Consider the following 17,714-nt stretch of genomic DNA (forward strand, 5'->3'; position numbering starts at 1 on the left):
TGTTGGTCAATTAAAAGAAAACGATCGTTAATTATTTTTTTCAATAGATTAAATGACAGCGGCGTGATTATTTTCTTTTTCAATATAAAAACCTCCTGTACGTTTCATAACGAAATTTCCGTTAAGTATTGTAGCAGGAGGTTAATAATTTATTTTAATTTGTCAGCAAGTGCAGCCACATCAGGTGTACCAAGACCAGTTGCCTGATTATATAACGTACCCGCGGTACCGGTATAGAATCCATTATCATTGGTTGTTCCCGTATCATTTAATGGGTGAAGCGGTGAATCATTTTGCACAGCAAAACGGTACAGTTGCGGATTCCAGAAGCCTGCATTCGAGCCATTGGCACTGTTGATGAGTGCCGACAAACCGGCGAGTTGCGGAGCGACAAAGCTGGTTCCTCCAAAAGTAGCGTATCCATCATTTACGCCCGGCTGCCCGGGATCGCTGAGATATACTGTGTAACCAGTCAAGGGATCGGCAGCCATGCTGAGATCCGGCAAATTCCGGCCGGTTCCCGTGCCTGTGACGATGGTTGGCTGAGCATCGCGGGTCATCGAAGACTGGGTTTCATTCTCCGTCCACTGTTTCACTCCAGTAAAGGAGTTTACACCTTTCACGCCTAACTGATAACTTGGTGTCTCGTATACCTTACTGAATCCTCCTCCGCCTCCAGGAAGGTAGACTCCCCAGAATACCGGATCATTAAATCCAATCGCATCTAAAAACGGAGATAAGTAATCCCATCCCCATGCACGTTCCTTGCTGTTGGTAATATCAATGTTCACAGCATCTGAGTGCAAATGGAAAGGAAGAGTCGTTCCTCCAGCAGCAGTTATATACGGACTGTCAGCCGGTGTGTCAACAGAAAGACTTGTTGCCCCAGGGATTCCTGAAGAGAACCCGAATTCCCTTGCAGCATCGTAAGAACCTTCATCTCCCGCAGCAGCGAACATACTTATTCCTTGGGAAGCTGCTTGCATGAATAATTGGTTGAATGCTTCTTCATATTGTGGTGTTTCTACTTTCATTTCAGACAAAAAATGAATTAATGTTTCACTTTCTCCCCAACTGACCGAAATTTGTTGCGCTTTGTTTTCATTGATTGCTGTAGAGAAGCTATCCAAAAATCCCGTATCACTGTTTGGGCCAATAAATACATGAATATCTGCCTGCGGTGCAAGCGCTCCTGACTGCTCGACGTCAAGTGATGTTTCGTCATAACCATCAAAGCCAGAACCACCATCGACATTTATCTTGCTAATTCGGTCAGGTTTCACAAAAATTCCATTGTCGCTCCAGAATTTGTACGCATCTTCCACGTTAAAATCCGCAAGTGTTACAATTCCAATTGTCTGTCCTTTACCTGATGCACCTTTGTCATACAAAGGTTGAACATGATATTGATTAACCAAATCTTTTGTCGTTAAACTAAGAGGACCTTCAGGGACTTCACCCTTTGGTTCAAATAATGATTTCTGCTTTATGGCATTTGATGTAAGGTTGGAGTAATCAGATAAACCTAAAACACAAAGAATCTGATTTCCAATGCTTTCAGGAAGTGTCGGGGTCCCTTTTGTCCCGTGGAATGTCTTCCCTTTATACTTCTTCTTCTGCAGAATGACATCGAAAGCCTTATTAAATTGATCTGCAGTTCCTTTTGCTGTCACAATTAATCCATTTGGGGCAACAGTAGATGTAATACCATAGCTATCCAAATATTGAGTGACTTTTTTGATGAATTCAGGATTTGCTCCGTATTGTTTATTGAAATCTGAAATCGAAAGGTACTTCCGGTAGTTATGGCTTGTAGAAGTGGTAGTTTCCTGAATATATCGGGCCAGTTTGTCTTTATTTTGGATTTTCATCACAATGTCTACTGTCACCTGTGTATCACCAGGTAAATCACCGAAAACTTGTGCATCAGCAGGATTCCCAGCTTGTTCTACATTCACAGAACTTGTGGTCTGTGCACTCGCTACAGCTGGAATATTGCTAAAGATCATCACTGAACTCATGACGGCAAAACCAGCTATCTTTTTCCATGGTTTCATAAAAAGCTCCCCTTTTTCCTAGTATAATAAGCACCATTCACACTTTGCTCAATTGTTCTAGTGATAGACAAAAGAGCTACCTTACTACATTAATTAAAAATTCCTTTAACTAAAAATATGTACAGACAGGTATTTCCTAGTGTAATTGATACCGATCCCACGACACGACAATTGAAACTACAACGGAACTGGACTAGTAATCTAAAGTTTTTCGTTTCTTACCTCCTATTTTTTGTTATATTTGGAACAATATTCATATAATACTACCAAATTGAAAATATTGGTATATTTTTTAAAAAAATAACATTTATACTACAAAATGTTATTTTCTAATATCACTTCAACAAATCTTACTACCTTCACCCGTATACTTAATTGTAATTTTCATACTTTAGAATATAGTGAAAACTGGTTATTCATTTATTAACTTTAATTGTTAGGCCTTGTTTTTCCGTACTCTACAAAGTCAAAAAAGCACCTGCTGTCATTCGTAGACATCAAGTGCTTTATAGTTATTTATATAAAGTAATTCATTCCAAAATGAGCTATGAATTTTACAAAACATTAATCATGTAATGTCCTATCCTTAAAACTCTCAACAAAAAAGCACTTGTTACCTATTAAACAATCAAGTGCTCAGTTAATAAATCCTTTTAATGGCTGTTAGTAGATTTGGGGATTTTTTTCTGCTTTTAAGTGCCCAAGCTTACTACAAGAATTTTTATTATGAGTTCATCTACTTGATACTTCTATTTATATTATATAAGTTTGCAAATAATTTTTTTTATGAAGCTAATTTCAAAATAATTATGCAATAATTATTTTAACATTTTCCATAATTCATCACCAATTCTTCCTAAAGGTTCATTAGCCTTAACACGTTCATTAAAATCTGCCTTCCATATGAAAAAATCAGATAGGCCTCCTCGTGGTGGATATAGATTTCTATGAATTGATTTTATCTCGTTTACAACATCTTCAACATTAAAATAATTATTATTTTTACATTCACTTAAAATCTTAATTCCATATTTTACTTCAGATATCTGGTAGTTAATATCAGAATTCCTATTTTCCTCCAATATCACATTCAATTCCCTAAATAATTTTTCTAATTTATCTATAACAAAACTACTTGAACTCATCATTATACCTCCTACCTTATCGGTGTTTCACTTAAAGGTTGTACTCCATCAATTTTCCATGGTTCTTGAATAAAAATTTGATTACAATTTTCTCCTCCAAGATATGGACCTCCTTGGTATCCTACTGGACCTTCATATATTGTAGTTCCTTTAGGAATTTTTATTGCATAAGTTGATTCTATTGGCGAAGTACCCGTTAATACTCCTGTTTTGGGGTCTATCCACTGGGCTTTAACAGCTGAATCTATTCTTACTTTTGCAACTGATTCTGCTGATTCTCTTGTAAACCATTGTCCTAAGGCATTTTGTTCTTTCCCTGGAATTGTTAATCCTCCTGCTTTACCTGAGCGATATAAAATTGTATCTTCATCCAAAACTTTTACATTATATTTTCCAGCTAGAAAATTTGCTGCGGGATTTCCCCTCGTTTCTGCCAATGGTCCTGGATTATTAATCATGTTATATTCATATTTTACTTCAGCATTACCCGTACCCTTAGATCTCTCAATATTTATCCCATCAATCTTACTAATCAAATCCCTTATCGAATTCTCAACCCCATGGCTGTTTTCAACAGGCATATATACATTTTCACCTGTTGACGTAACCACAAGTCATTTGGTTAACAATCTATCACCCAAAAAACACCTAACGTAGAGGTTCAATAGTACGTTAGGTGTCCTTACTGAACTGACCCCATAAAGTCAGTGATGATGGGAATATGTTCCTTTAAATTTGACCTTCTTTAAGTTCTCAAGTATCTCAGCTCCACCTAATCCTATCAGAGCTCCACTTTTTTGACGACTTAAATAAAATTGAATAATATAAAAGTGACAGTTCTAAAAATTCGTGGAGGAATTCATATTGAATACCCAATTACAGCATCAATGGAACTTAAATAAGATGGAGGCCATTGAATTACAGCGAAACTTAGCTCAAAAAGTTATTACCGAAGATAGGCTTGACCCAATCCTTCATGTCGCGGGAATAGATGTTGCTTATAGCAAAAATACCGACACTGTAATTGCAGGGATTGTCATTTTAGAATTTGATTCATTAAAAGTAGTGGAATCTGTTGTCTTTGAAGATACAGTTAGGTTCCCGTATATCCCAGGTTTATTTTCGTTCCGAGAGCTGCCTCCGATTATTAAAGCATTTGAAAAGATTAATACCATTCCTCAATTAATTGTTTGCGATGGACAGGGAATCGCCCACCCTAGAAGGTTTGGATTAGCTTGCCATTTGGGGATCCTATATGATATACCTACCATCGGGTGTGGAAAAACGAAGTTGATAGGCAATTTTACAGAACCCGATTCATATAGGGGTGCCTCCTCTCCATTAGTAGATAAACATGAAATCATAGGCAATGTATTAAGAACGCAGAAGAATATTAATCCCATATTTGTTTCCATCGGCCATCGTATATCCTTAACAACCTCCTGCGAATTGATACTCAAACTCTCACCGAATTTCCGGTTGCCTGAAACGACTCGGCAAGCTGATCAGCTTGTGAAAAAGACCATGTCATTTCACAACCATTACTTTAGCGAATAAAAAAGATGGGCGAAAATCGTCCATCTTAGTCTGTAAAGAGCCATAATAAAGCCTATCAATCCTTATGATCCTAAAGTAATTACCCACCCCGCATCATCACAGAAAGGGTATCTTTCTGCACTGATTTACTCTCAAAGATTCTGTTAACAATTATTGCTTTAGCATATAACGGCTTCTTTACCCAGTTATTCTGTCATAAATAACAGGAAAGTTTGGGTATTCCTCACTTATTATCCATGTCTCTATCTCTACTATTTCATCCTACTCCATAGTTTTTAAAAGGAACTCATAAAGCTGGTCGCTTTGTATTTCTTATAACATTTCTTTAAGCTTCCAAATCATATTTAGTAATCATTTCCTTCTCAAAAGCAGTTGGCTCTTGTTTTACTTTAATTAAGTTTCCGTTTTCATCCCACTCTCTGGAATGTAATTTAAACCCATATTTGTAATCTATAACAGATTTTATTTTACCGTTATCAAACCATGAAATACTTCTACCTGTTATTGTTCCTTTTTCCATGTATTTATGCTCTCTAACCTTACCATTTTGATAAAATTCCACTGTTACTCCATGCGGAATACCATTCTCATAAAAACTGTAATATGCTAATGAATCATTTGGATTTTTCTCGTATAATATTCCCGTTATAGCTGCTCCACCTTCTTCCATTGGCTTATCGAAAACTTGATCCCCATATTGACCTGAATAACAGATATCATCTGTAAACTCAATTCCTAAATTTATAACTTCTTCCTTTGTCATAATATTTAAATTATTAATATTTAATGTTTCCAATTCAACCACTCCTACACCTAGCTAGATACAATAAAAAAGTCTTGAAGAATATAAGAACAGTGTGGACACATTGGAAATGGATCACCTAATGGTTTTACTGTCCCACCAGATTTAACAACATACCCTATTATATCTTCTGGATTTGCCCCATCAAGCAATGCTTTATTTATTGCATAAACCTCTGCATGTGATCCAGCTCCATGTGTCTTAATATACCCTTCCCTTATATCTTTTGGCATATTTTTAATTTTTGATTCAATTAAAGGGTGCAACTCTGTCGGAAGTCCCCCATCCATATTATTAATTGCCGTATAAATTTTCCCTGTTTTTTTGTTATAAACACCAGATACCGCCGCCCCTAATTCTCTTTTGGTGAGACCAAGATTTTTGAGAACTGACGCCTCTTCATTTACATGGTTAACTAATTTCTCTAGTTCTCCCCTCGTAAATCCTCGGCTAATTAATAAATCATCAAATTCAGTAATCTGACTTTTACCCGTACCCTTAACTGCAGCTTCTTCCAGATTAATCCCCTCAAACTGACTAATCATTTCACGAAGCTTATTCCCCACTGCATGAGTGTTCTCAATCGGTTCGCGGATCTTTCCTACGCCTGAAGCCTCCATGGCCGGTCGTAACGAGAAGTTATTTCTTAAAAATGTAATAGAAGAATCTACTCTTTCTCCTGCTTCCATTATATCTTTTGCCATCTTATTTTTCAGTAGGGACATTCTATCTTTTACAATATCCGGAATTCTTTTTACACGATTGAAAGTAAACTGTTTAGCATGTTCCACAAGATGATCAACGCGTGTGATTCCTTTTCCAAAGCCCTGTTTGATTCCTATTTTCAATCCTTCCAGGGACTCTCCCATGTGGGCAAGCCGCACGGTTCCGCTTAGTTTTGAAAGACCGTTGATCCCCGGAATAATATCCAATGGACTTAGAACGCCGCGGAAAATTCGTTCCCCTGTCCCAAGTTCTCGACCAGAAATCCAGTCTTTCCCGGAAACAGCTGAACTTAATTCTAATGTGCCATATACTGCTCCCAAAGCAATGCCGGCAGGAGGGCAGACAATGCTCGCACCGACAATCACGACCACCGAAATAAGTTGTCCCCAGAATTCCTTTTTATCCTGATCATCTCGTATCGATTCATACTGAAAGGCTCCAATATGAAGGGCGGCTTTCTCATAATCCTCTGCGGTAAAATCTTGCTTTGGATTAAGCTTTTTCCAATCATCAAATTCCTGCTTCATTTGCTGCGAATAGTAATTATCGCCGCTAAATAAATCGTCAATGTTCACCTCTGTTTTAGGCACTTGCAGTGATGTAGACTGGCCATAGCCCTCATAAACAGGCATGGTTTCCGTGGCACCGATTCTATTTTTCGTGGTGTACTTGGAAATATCCAAATCCCGCATTGCCTCCACAAATGCGTCCATATCTTCATAGAACGGCTCATCAATCGTGCGGTCGACAATATCTCCGACCTTCCCAGTGAAGGAATGTAGAACTTCAAAGTCATCATACAGATTTTGATATTTGTTCTTTAGACTCTCGTGATGGAAAGAAATGACCCCGTCATGATCATAATTCCTGATCGCTTCTTTGGCATTATCCAGATTGTCACTAATCTTTTTTAAACTACCAATCATGCCATCGCCCCAGCGGCCAAGACCAATCAAATCCCCAATCCCATCTTGCATCTTCTTCCAGTCTGATGGGATATATTTTACATCCATGTGCTAAAATCCTCCCAGTTCATCTAACTTTTGGCTATTCCAATATGTAGATATCTCTGTTTTAAAAAAACAGCCTAGAATAGATTGTAAACAATAATATATTATGGAAATATAGGGACTTATTACTATTTAATCCCATTTATGGTTTTTCCAACTTGAAGAATTCTTCGCTTATGCAACGCAAGGATAAAATTTTCATAAAGAAAACGGCTTGAATATGCTCAAGCCGTTCACATGTAATGCCATATTTTAAGTTAAGACCAGCCTATTATCCGCCAGACACACTCGGTTACGTCCCGAGTTTTTCGCTTTGTATAGGGCTTGGTCTGCATCGTCAATGATGTTGTTGGGTTCGCTTGTGGTGTCGTTGTAGCAAGAGACACCGATGGAGACGGTAATGTGAATCTTTTTCCCTGCCAGATGGAAGGGGTACTCTTCAACATTTTTTCTAATGCGTTCGGCAATTTCATTGGCCTTGTCCAAATCGCAATCTAATAAGATGACCGTGAACTCTTCGCCGCCATTTCGGCTGACGATATCGAAGGAACGCGTGTTATTTTGCAAAATCTCCCCAAGTTCTTTTAAAACCTTGTCCCCATTTGTGTGGCCGTATTGATCGTTGATTTTTTTAAAATGGTCAATATCTATATAGAGCAAGGAGATTTTCTCCTGTTTTTCACCGGCTTTCTGGATAAGCGAGTTAAATACATCGTCAAACTTGCGATAATTGTTTAAACCCGTTAGACCATCCACCGTGGATTCACTTTTGTATTTTTCAAATAGATACTGAATGGATCGAATGTAGTCAATGATATAAAAGGCCACAAAGCCCCCAATATAGGACACGATCCAATAGACTGGAATAAATGCTAGTAATACATCCCATTTCCTGATCAAGTTGATGGCCAGAATAGAAAAAACGATATTATTCCAAGTAAAGGACAAGAAAAGTTTATGATATCTGGATAAATTTCCTCTCGCAATACTAACGGCTCCGGTTGCTACTAATAGTCCCAAGATGGCAGCAGATATAGTAGTTGGAGTGATACCGTCAAAAAGACGTCGCACTGTCATAATGATCATGGCAACGAAGGCAGGAACTGGACCCGCATAAAAAGCCAAAAGAATCACCGGAACATGTCTCAGGTCCACAATGATATTTTCAATATGCATGCTATACTGCATGAGGATCATGCCGGCAACCCCGCCAAACACTCCAACCGCAATCTTTCTTTTTAAAGAGGATTTACGATTCAAGGGATTGCTTCTCGTTAATTGACTATACAATAAAAGCAGGGATGTTAATATGGCAAGATTAGAAAATAAGTCTTTTATAATCAATTTTTTATCACCCTAAGATAAAAATAGCATATCTGTCAGCAAAAAAGAAATGGTGAGCCGCAGTCTAATTTCCTCCCATTTGCCTTAATAATTGGGAGTGTCGTCTTGAACTGCCTTTGCGGATAATTGAGCATGCATAAGGCCACCACGCCCTCTTATAGCAAGGATTCGTTCATATAAGAATAGCTTACCCTTAAATAATGATTTTCTTGTTTCAGCGGATAACAAGCAGAGCCGAGTTTGCTGTTTTTTCACCTCTATCAGTACATGGTTGCTATCCAGCAAGAAAGAAAGTTTGATCCAAAGGTTTAATCCTCCCTCGGAGTGGTCCATGATACACCATCTGTTGAATGCCGAGCAAGTAACTTAAGAACTAAATCCCACCGAAGCTTCAAACCGTTCTCAGTTGTTTCATATGATCCATCATTCTATTCGAGTTGATAAAAACTTAAAAAATTTCACTTATTGAGAACTTCTTTCGTTTATCCGAGAGTTTTCTTCCCTCATCCAAGGGTTATTTTTCCTCTCGAGAGTTTTAACTGCTTATCCAGGAGTTTCTTCCGGCCATCCGAGAGTTTTCTTCCCTCATCCGAGAGTTATTTTTACTTTCGAGAGTTTTGACTGCTTATCCGAGAGTTTCTCCCGGTCATCCGAGAGTTTTCTTCCCTCATCCGAGAGTTAATTTTCCATTTGAGAGTTTTGACTGCTTATCCGAGAGTTTCTTCCGGCCATCCGAGAGTTTTCTTCGCTCATCCGAGAGTTATTTTTCCTTTCGAGAGTTTTGAATGCTTATCCGAGAGTTTCTTCCGGCCATCCGAGAGCTTTCTTCCCTCATCCGAGAGTTATTTTTCCTTTCGAGAGTTTTGAATGCTTATCCGAGAGTAACCTTCATATTAATAATGGAAACTGCTTTTACTTTTTCTTAGCTACCACTCTTAACTTTTATTGTGATCCCGCACCAAAAAGCCAATCGTTCGATTGGCTTTTTCGTTATGGATTCCCGCTAGCACCAATTGGATCCGTAAATCCAGTTGCTGCCACAATGGCTCTCCCTGCTATTTATTTATGAAGTCCCTTATACCATTCAGCAGCAGCCTCTACTTCTTCGATGGTTAATTGGTGGCCATGATTTTCCCAATGGAGTTCCACTTTCGCGTTGGCAGTTTCTAATAATGATTGGAGTTCAGCTGATTCCAACGGCGAGCAGATCGGATCATTCGTCCCAGCTGCAATAAACACGGACTTTCCTGATAGGTCGGGAAGATCCATCCCTTTTCGGGGCACCATTGGATGATGAAGGATTGCACCTTTTAATGCGTGTTGATAATGAAATAATAAACTTGCCGCCATATTGGCTCCGTTTGAGTAACCAATGGCTATGATATTATCACGATCAAAACCATACTTTTCCGCTGCCACGTCCAGAAACTGATTTAATTCTTTTGTCCGAAAAATTAGATCTTCTTCATCAAAGATTCCTTCGGCCAATCTTCTAAAAAAGCGCGGCATGCCATTTTCCAATACATTTCCACGGACGCTTAATACATTCGCCTCGTCATCAATTCTGCCGGCAACCGGCAATAGGTCTAATTCATTTCCGCCCGTGCCATGAAGTAATAAAAATGTTGGTTTAGTGGGATCTTGCCCCTTGTTAAATAAATGCTTCATATTGAATCCTCCTCCAGAACACGAACCTCTACAGGTGGTAAGGCTGTTTCTAATTCTTCCCGCTTTGATTCTAACCAGGCTGGCAGCATAAGTTTGGTTCCAAGTTCAGTGACGGGTTCGTCTACTGCAAATCCTGGCTGGTCGGTCGCTATTTCAAACAGGATGCCCCCGCCTTCATGAAAATAGAGAGCTTTGAAATAGTTTCGATCAAGAATCTCCGTCGGATAATAACCGCGATCCTGCAGAAGCGATCTCCACCTTTGATGATCTCCTTCATCCTTTGCTCTCCAAGCGATGTGGTGAACTGTTCCTGCTCCCATCAGCCCTCTTACTTTTGGATTCAGGTGAATATCAATGGTATTTCCAAGCTGTCCTGTTGACGTAAATCTGAGAAACTCATCATCCTGACCTATGCATTCCAGCCCCAGTACATTTTCTAATACGTCCGTCGTTTTATGTGGATATGCTGAAAAAAGTACCGCACCAGCAAATCCTTTAATCGCATGTTCTTCCGGGACCCCTCCAAAGGCCCATGTATTCATAGGCCCTTGATCGCCTTCTGTTAATTCAATTTGCAATCCGTCTGGGTCGTGAAACTGAAGATACTTTTCACCGAAGCGGACAGATGAAAAACATTCAATACCGAACTTTTGCAAACGATTTTCCCAAAAGGAAACGGACCCTTTTGGAACCATATATCTGGTGACTCCTACCTGCCCTGTTCCAATCCTTCCTTTCAGCTGTTTAGACCAAGGGAAGAAGGTTATAACGGTTCCAGGCTGACCTGTTTCATTACCAAAATAAAGATGGTACACTTCCGGCCGATCAAAATTAATCGTTTTTTTCACAAGTCTTAGCCCTAGAACACCTGCATAAAAATCAATATTCCGTTGTGCATCATTTACCATGGCTGAAATATGATGAATTCCCGTAGTTTTTTGCATACGATCCTCTCCATCAATAGGATGAATAACTCAATCTAATTCTCTTACTTCAAAAGGGTGTAAGCCTTTTTTAATTTGTTCTCTATGCGGTTCGTATTGCGGCGGCAGCATTAATTTCTCACCCATTGTCTCTTGTGATTCATCTAGGGCAAATCCTGGGGGATCTGTAGCCATTTCAAACAGGATTTCCCCATGTTCTCTAAAGTAAATGGAATGAAAATAGTTGCGATCCTTTACAGAAGTGACTCTGTATCCGCTAGTTTGAACAAAGGTTTGCCAGTCCATTAGATCCTGATCATCCTTCGTCCTCCAGGCAATATGATGGACCGTGCCTACCCCCATTTGCCCTCTGCCAATTGGCGTTAATTTAAGATCGATAATATTACCAATCTCAGCTGAAGAACGGAAACGGGTGAAATCTCCTTCTGTTCCTACACGTTCAAGACCCAAAATATTTTCTAGCAATGCAGCTGTTTGATCTGGTTGAACCGATAAGAGGGTTGCTCCGCCAAATCCTTTGATGGCAACGTCAGAGGTGATCCCGCCAAATGTCCATGTATTGCTTTCGCCAGCCTCTCTTTCCACGATCTCCAAGTGCAGGCCGTGCGGATCATCAAATTCCAGGTATTGCTCCCCAAAACGTTCCATTTTCATATAGCGAATATTAAATTTTTCTAACCTCTTTTCCCAAAACCCCAAAGCATCTTTCGGAACAACATAAGAAGTGACCCCAACTTGACCGTCTCCAATGATTCCTTGACGGGCTCCCGGCCAAGGGAAAAATGTAATAATCGTTCCCGGTTTTCCACCCTCATTACCAAAGTAAAGATGATACGTTTCTGGATCATCAAAATTGACGGTTTGTTTCACTAAACGCAGCCCCAGAACACCTGCATAGAAATCCACGTTTTCTTGAGGATCCCCTACGATTGCCGTAATATGGTGAATACCCGTTGTTTTTATTGCCATTTTGACCACACTCCTTATCATTATTTATTTTGTTCCTATTTCAGCCGTAAATGTCCCTCACCTTTGTTTCACAGTATTTTAGAACAAGAATGCATCTAACGCATATTGACCAGGGCCGATTAATGCGATCCCAATTGCAACGGCAAGCAAGGTAAGGTTATATTCATATCCATTCGCCGTTGCCCATAATCCATTTGAACCGTGTACCTTCACAATGGCCATAACCATCGTTCCTGCAATGATAATTCCTGCAAGTGGTGTTAAAAGACCTAAAGCAAACAACAGCCCACCAATCAGTTCAGCCAATCCTGCGAAAAGAGCCATGGTTACACCAGGTTTCATACCAATCGATTCAAACCATCCTCCCGTTCCTTTTAATCCATACCCGCCAAACCAGCCAAATAATTTTTGTGCACCGTGACCTACAAATAAAATCCCAATAACTAAGCGAATTACTAACAAACCAATATTAATCATATTCTTATTCCTCCTGTTTTTTATCTCGATTTCGAGATATTAATTGAAAAAAAATCAACTTTTTAATCGTTTTTCAACCTTTTTTAACAGTTCCACCAACGTCATTGCTTCTTCATCATTCAAAGAACCAAGCATGTCATCCACTAATTCATGATGTTTCGGCATGATCTTCTCCATCAGCACTTTCCCTTCATCTGTCAGTGTCACATATATGACTCTGCGATCGTCTGAACATGCACTCCGATGCAGCAGGTTTCTTTTTTCCAACTTATCGATAACATACGTCATCGAACCACTTGAAATGAGTATGCTGTTGCCAATTTGATGAATCGTTTGTTTTCCTATATGATAAAGCACCTCCAAAACGGAAAATTCCGTCATGCTCAGGTGATTGACGCCCATTTCCAACCTTATTCGTTCTTGAACTGCTTTAGAAGTCTGCATCAATACAAGATAAGGAAGATTCCTGCACTTTTCATTCACTTCTATCACCTCCTGAAAATTATCTTGAATTAAAATATCTTGAATCTGAGATAATCATAATACGAATACAGTTTCATGTCAACCGCATTTTTTGTTTTTTTTAGTTACTTACAAAAATACAGTAAAAACCTTGGTTAAATGCAAACTTTCTGCACACCTTTTATGTAGACTACAGCTGAATAAGTTTGAAGGAGGGAAAAAATGAGAAGTAAAAAGTTTGTGATGGGAATGACCGCACTCATTTTCATACTGCTGCTTTCTGCCTGCGCCAGCAATCAGAAAAGCACTCCCGACAAAACGGCCAAACATACGAGTATGAATATGAATATGAGTGACATGCACTCCGGTTCAAGTGAGATTCCCGCAGGATTAAAAGAGGCCAAAAATCCAACTTACAAAGTGGGCAGTCAAGTGATTGTAAAAGGGGATCACATGGAAGGGATGAACGGCGCCTCTGCTACCATTGTAGGTGCCTATGATACAACAGTCTATGCCGTTACCTATACTCCAACAACCGGTGGAGCCATTGTGAAAAATCATAAATGGGTCATCCAAGAGGAAATAAAGGATGCTGGCAGTAAACCGTTAAAACCAGGAACAAAAGTGACCCTGGAGGCAGAACACATGGATGGCATGATGGGGGCAACAGGAACGATTGATTCAGCAGAACATATCACCGTTTATATGATTGACTACACACCAACAACCGGTGGAGCAAAAGTGAAGAATCATAAATGGGTAACAGAAAGCGAGCTTACAGCTAAATAATAAGAGCTTCTTTCTTTTATCAACAAAAAGGGCTTTCTCTATTTTGGGAAATGCCCTTCACCATTTAGTTAAGTATTTTTGCAATCAAATGAAAGAGCCCGCGAATAGCCCACACTAATATTTGGCCAATAATTTCAACAATATCAAATACATCAAAAAGCCAATCCACTTTTCTCTTTTTTCTTTTCTTTTTAAGTTTCATACTTGCTCCCCCTCGAAAAATCATAGCCACTGTCATCTTTTTTCCATTTTATCAGGTTTTATTGTTCGTTATGTGGAATTTTTTTAGCAGAGCCATTTAAGAATGAATTTTCACTGAGACTGACAAAATTAAACTCGGATTCGGACTACTTTTTAGGATTACACGCACGGCATGTCCTTTGTTCACCTGAATTCGGACAACTTTCAAGGGATTCACCCTCCTCCTGTCCTTATTGGCCTCGCTTTCGGACAGCTTTACTGGATTTCTTGCTCTATCTGTCCTTATTTCACCTGAATTCGGACAACTTTCAAGGAGTTCAACACTCTTCCTGTCCTTATTGGCCTCGCTTTCGGTCAGCTTTACTGGATTTCTTGCTCAACCTGTCCTTATTTCACCGACATTCGGACAACTTTCAAGGAGTTCAACACTCCTCCTGTCCTTATTGGCCTCACTTTCGGACAGCTTTACTGGGTTTCTTGCTCAACCTGTCCTTATTTCACCGACATTCGGACTACTTTCAAGGGATTCACCCTCCTCCTGTCCTTATTGGCCCCGCTTTCGGACAGCTTTACTGGGTTTCTTGCTCAACCTGTCCTTATTTCACCGACATTCGGACAACTTTCAAGGGATTCACCCTCCTCCTGTCCTTATTGGCCTCTCTTTCGGACAGCTTTACTGGATTTCTTGCTCTATCTGTCCTTAGTTCACCTGAATTCGGACAACTTTCAAGGAGTTCAACACTCTTCCTGTCCTTATTGGCCTCTCTTTCGGACAGCTTTACTGGATTTCTTGCTCAACCTGTCCTTATTTCACCGACATTCGGACAACTTTCAAGGAGTTCAACACTCCTCCTGTCCTTATTGGCCCCGCTTTCGGTCAGCTTTACTGGATTTCTTGCTCAACCTGTCCTTAGTTCACCTGGATACGGACTACTTTCATGGGGTTCAACACTCCTTCTGTCCGAATCACTCTCGCTTTTGGACAGCTTAACTGTGTTTTCACCCACGGCCTGTCCGTATTCCAATGGGCTGCGGACAGATATCAATGTATTCACACCCCCACCTGTCCGAATCCCCTAACCTGCAAACAACCATAGGTCACAAATCCTCAGGCAAACCGAATTGATACATCTCTAAAGTATTGGTATGTTCTTCTAAAACCGCTATCGTTTTAGGGTTTGGTTCAGCATAAATCCAGGGGTAGTCTTTTTCATCGAAGTTTTCTTGTATGGGAAACGCCAGAATTTCTTCACTTGTTGAAAATTCCGCTTGTACTCCGGGTTTGTTTCCCCGAGCATCTAAGCGAATCCAGCGATCTAATGACTGAAGATACACACCATTTAGTGTGTGAAGTGCATAGCCTTTTTCTGGGGTGTCGAATAACATGAGTCGTTGGTAGCAGAAGCCTGTCGGGATCCCTTGTGATCTTAGCAGGGCGGCCAGTAAATTAGATTTTGCATAGCAAATCCCTTCTTTGAATAAAAGTACTTCTGATGCTTTGCAGGTAATAGTTGTACTCTGTATATCCCATGAATGTGCAATTTTGTCTCTTACAAACTCAAAAGCAATCTTTGCCTTTTCCGCTTCTGTCTGGCTGTCTTGAAACAGCGCAGCGATCATTTCCTTAATAGCAGGATGAGAAAAATCCACGACAGGCGACTCTTTCAAATAGTCTTTGAGATTCGTTGATTCCACTAAAAGTTCCAATACACGTCCCTCCTCAATTTAAATACTGTATAATTTTACAATCATTAGTATAAATATACAATTATTTTATGACAAAAAAAGAGGCTGCTGCCCTGCAGCAAACTCATAAATCACTAAATTCCCTCGTTCTTTGAGGTATCCATTTCCTCTTCCACCATCTGGTCTAATTTCTCAATCATTCGGAGGGCTCTTTCTTGGTCGATTTGGCGGTAATGATGCAGCCCGCCTTCCTCCTCGTCCATTTCATCAGCAAGCTTTGTAATTTCCTGCAGAGGGGTACGCTTTATATAACTGTCTTTGATATAGGAGTCTGTGTGGAATAAGATCGCAAATGCAATATCTCTGGCATACCGAGGGTTTTCGCCCAAGCGAATCAATAATTTATGGGCTCTTTCCGCGCCTTTTATGGCGTGAATATCATTTTGTTTATATAAGTCGTAATCCCATTTTCCATTTCGATACCAAGTATAATGGCCCATATCATGGAGGAAGGCGGCTTTCGTGGCCAGGTCAACAGAGACATTTCTCTGTTTTGCCAATTTAAATGCATGATAAGCGCACGCAATGGCATGTGCTAGACCTGACCGGGATAAATACTTCTGTGCAATATGGTGCTGATAAATTTCAGTTAATGTGACATACCTTATCGTAATCCCCCTCCTTAAAAAGTAAATTTTCAGAATATTAACATATTAATCGCAACTTATCAAGCTTTTTAGCTCTCTTCATGCTGTTGTTTAAGCTCAGCTTGCTGACAGTCGGCCTGCAAGCTGTTCCATGAATACTATTTAGTTGATTGGTAATTCTTTTCGGTCATCTGCTTGCGGCAGTTTTTCAATCCAGCCATTATTAACAGCCACATTCCCAAATTTAGATAATTGTTTTAATCCCCCTAATATCGCAGCCTCACAATGGACAATTAAATCAATTCTCATACTTGAAACCAAAGCAGTTCCATAATAGGATATGGCTGCTGACGCCAAGAAACCTGCTATATTCGCCATTAATCGATCCGAGAAAGGTGCAACAGTTGAATTTGTAACATATGTATCCAATAATTTAGGTACCTTCAAATTGGCCTCTTGTAATATGGAAGAAAAGATTCCATAGTTTTGATTAATATCACGCAGGTTTGATTCAAGGAATTTACGAAAATCCTTATTTTTTACAACTTGAATAAATCCGATCGTAAGAGCCTTTGCCAAGCGGGTTTTGGATAAATTAAAAAACACGCTTCCAGCTTCAGCTGTATTTAAAGGTCGTTTCTTCCCTATCACGTCGAAGGAGTAGCTAAAGCTTGTTATATATTCTACTCTTTTTGGGGTAGAAAAGTGTGGGGGTTTTTCATAAAGCCCTTTAGCTACAAGAGTGCTAATCGTTTTTTTGTGTACTTCCATGGCATCAATATTACATTGATAATAATAATCCTGTATATCCTGCCGTAAAGAGTTGCCGAAAGCAAGGCTATAACCAGTTAACCCCGTATGGCTCAACGTGTGTAAATAGTTTAACCAAAAAGTATCGACAAATAATGGTGGAGAATCAAGATTTACGTCTTTTTCTCTGAATCCATCTGGTACAGGGAAATTCTCCAGTTTGAAAAAATTCTCTAAAGCTTTTACATGGTTTTCTGATAACCCCAATGAGAATTCAAATAAGGAGCGAACTTCCGGATCTTTAACCGTTGCTAATACATGCTTACTAACACAAATAGAAATGGTTTCCTGGATAAATTGCAAATGTAAATTTGTGATTTCAGGGGATGTCAATCTATTGCTGTTGATGTCCAATTTTTTCACTCCGTCTCTATCTACCAATTCTGGTAAATATTCTATCCATTTTTAGTACTCTTCTAT

General features: G+C 39.5%; 18 protein-coding genes. 2 read left to right on the forward strand and 16 right to left on the reverse strand.

The genetic code is table 11. The annotated features are described in order from the left end of the window. Positions 1 to 149 precede the first annotated feature (149 nt). From HPT25_RS05665 to HPT25_RS05675, 3 genes are all read right to left on the reverse strand, one after another. Positions 150 to 2,057, reverse strand: coding sequence for a S53 family peptidase (locus tag HPT25_RS05665; RefSeq protein ID WP_173061184.1), 1,908 nt, complete (start codon positions 2,055 to 2,057; stop codon positions 150 to 152). Positions 2,058 to 2,875: 818 nt separating this feature from the next. After that, positions 2,876 to 3,202, reverse strand: a complete 327-nt coding sequence (locus tag HPT25_RS05670) for a hypothetical protein (protein WP_217269641.1) — start codon at positions 3,200 to 3,202, stop codon at positions 2,876 to 2,878. A gap of 11 nt (positions 3,203 to 3,213) precedes the next feature. Continuing rightward, the gene (locus HPT25_RS05675) at positions 3,214 to 3,783 is read right to left on the reverse strand and encodes a hypothetical protein (RefSeq protein ID WP_173061190.1); all 570 of its coding nucleotides are present in this window, start codon (positions 3,781 to 3,783) and stop codon (positions 3,214 to 3,216) included. Between the two features lie 283 nt (positions 3,784 to 4,066). On the opposite strand from HPT25_RS05675, the gene nfi reads away from it, so the two are divergent. Beyond that, a complete protein-coding gene (gene nfi, locus HPT25_RS05680) occupies positions 4,067 to 4,759 on the forward strand; it encodes a deoxyribonuclease V (protein ID WP_173061193.1) in 693 nt (230 codons plus the stop codon). Between the two features lie 325 nt (positions 4,760 to 5,084). On the opposite strand, the gene HPT25_RS05685 is transcribed toward nfi, so the two are convergent. The 8 genes from HPT25_RS05685 to HPT25_RS05720 all read right to left on the reverse strand — a co-directional run bounded on the left by HPT25_RS05685 (position 5,085) and on the right by HPT25_RS05720 (position 13,182). Beyond that, the gene (locus HPT25_RS05685; protein ID WP_173061196.1) at positions 5,085 to 5,555 is read right to left on the reverse strand and encodes a toxin-antitoxin system YwqK family antitoxin; all 471 of its coding nucleotides are present in this window, start codon (positions 5,553 to 5,555) and stop codon (positions 5,085 to 5,087) included. Between the two features lie 17 nt (positions 5,556 to 5,572). Next, positions 5,573 to 7,300 (reverse strand): YwqJ-related putative deaminase, encoded by a 1,728-nt coding sequence (locus tag HPT25_RS05690; RefSeq protein ID WP_173061199.1) that lies wholly within the window; start codon positions 7,298 to 7,300, stop codon positions 5,573 to 5,575. Between the two features lie 249 nt (positions 7,301 to 7,549). Then, entirely contained in the window at positions 7,550 to 8,557 is a 1,008-nt protein-coding gene (locus HPT25_RS05695; RefSeq protein ID WP_246277152.1) for a GGDEF domain-containing protein, read from the reverse strand. Positions 8,558 to 9,700: 1,143 nt separating this feature from the next. Then, positions 9,701 to 10,309: an alpha/beta hydrolase gene (locus HPT25_RS05700; protein WP_173061205.1), complete on the reverse strand. Its 609-nt coding sequence runs from the start codon at positions 10,307 to 10,309 to the stop codon at positions 9,701 to 9,703. Then, the gene (locus HPT25_RS05705; protein WP_173061208.1) at positions 10,306 to 11,253 is read right to left on the reverse strand and encodes a ring-cleaving dioxygenase; all 948 of its coding nucleotides are present in this window, start codon (positions 11,251 to 11,253) and stop codon (positions 10,306 to 10,308) included. Before HPT25_RS05705 ends, HPT25_RS05700 begins: the two co-directional genes overlap by 4 nt. A gap of 30 nt (positions 11,254 to 11,283) precedes the next feature. Further along, complete coding sequence (locus HPT25_RS05710; RefSeq protein WP_173061211.1) at positions 11,284 to 12,222, reverse strand: ring-cleaving dioxygenase; 939 nt, start codon at positions 12,220 to 12,222, stop codon at positions 11,284 to 11,286. Positions 12,223 to 12,300: 78 nt separating this feature from the next. After that, positions 12,301 to 12,699 (reverse strand): DoxX family protein, encoded by a 399-nt coding sequence (locus tag HPT25_RS05715; protein ID WP_173061213.1) that lies wholly within the window; start codon positions 12,697 to 12,699, stop codon positions 12,301 to 12,303. A gap of 54 nt (positions 12,700 to 12,753) precedes the next feature. Next, positions 12,754 to 13,182, reverse strand: a complete 429-nt coding sequence (locus HPT25_RS05720) for a MarR family winged helix-turn-helix transcriptional regulator (protein ID WP_173061216.1) — start codon at positions 13,180 to 13,182, stop codon at positions 12,754 to 12,756. Positions 13,183 to 13,383: 201 nt separating this feature from the next. On the opposite strand from HPT25_RS05720, the gene HPT25_RS05725 reads away from it, so the two are divergent. Then, positions 13,384 to 13,950 (forward strand): YdhK family protein, encoded by a 567-nt coding sequence (locus HPT25_RS05725; RefSeq protein WP_173061219.1) that lies wholly within the window; start codon positions 13,384 to 13,386, stop codon positions 13,948 to 13,950. 64 nt (positions 13,951 to 14,014) lie between these two features. Here the strand turns inward: HPT25_RS05725 and HPT25_RS05730 are convergent, their stop codons facing one another. From HPT25_RS05730 to HPT25_RS05750, 5 genes are all read right to left on the reverse strand, one after another. After that, positions 14,015 to 14,152 carry a hypothetical protein gene (locus HPT25_RS05730; RefSeq protein ID WP_173061222.1) on the reverse strand — a complete coding sequence of 46 codons (138 nt, stop codon included), beginning with the start codon at positions 14,150 to 14,152 and terminating at the stop codon, positions 14,015 to 14,017. 898 nt (positions 14,153 to 15,050) lie between these two features. Beyond that, positions 15,051 to 15,206: a hypothetical protein gene (locus tag HPT25_RS05735; RefSeq protein ID WP_173061225.1), complete on the reverse strand. Its 156-nt coding sequence runs from the start codon at positions 15,204 to 15,206 to the stop codon at positions 15,051 to 15,053. 43 nt (positions 15,207 to 15,249) lie between these two features. Continuing rightward, the gene (locus tag HPT25_RS05740; protein WP_173061228.1) at positions 15,250 to 15,858 is read right to left on the reverse strand and encodes a transglutaminase-like domain-containing protein; all 609 of its coding nucleotides are present in this window, start codon (positions 15,856 to 15,858) and stop codon (positions 15,250 to 15,252) included. 113 nt (positions 15,859 to 15,971) lie between these two features. Continuing rightward, entirely contained in the window at positions 15,972 to 16,505 is a 534-nt protein-coding gene (locus HPT25_RS05745) for an HD domain-containing protein (RefSeq protein ID WP_173070923.1), read from the reverse strand. A 141-nt stretch (positions 16,506 to 16,646) separates the two neighbouring features. After that, the gene (locus HPT25_RS05750) at positions 16,647 to 17,648 is read right to left on the reverse strand and encodes a DUF3231 family protein (RefSeq protein WP_173061231.1); all 1,002 of its coding nucleotides are present in this window, start codon (positions 17,646 to 17,648) and stop codon (positions 16,647 to 16,649) included. Positions 17,649 to 17,714: the final 66 nt, after the last annotated feature.

It is taken from the genome of Neobacillus endophyticus (genome assembly GCF_013248975.1).
GTDB lineage: Bacteria > Bacillota > Bacilli > Bacillales > Cytobacillaceae > Neobacillus > Neobacillus endophyticus.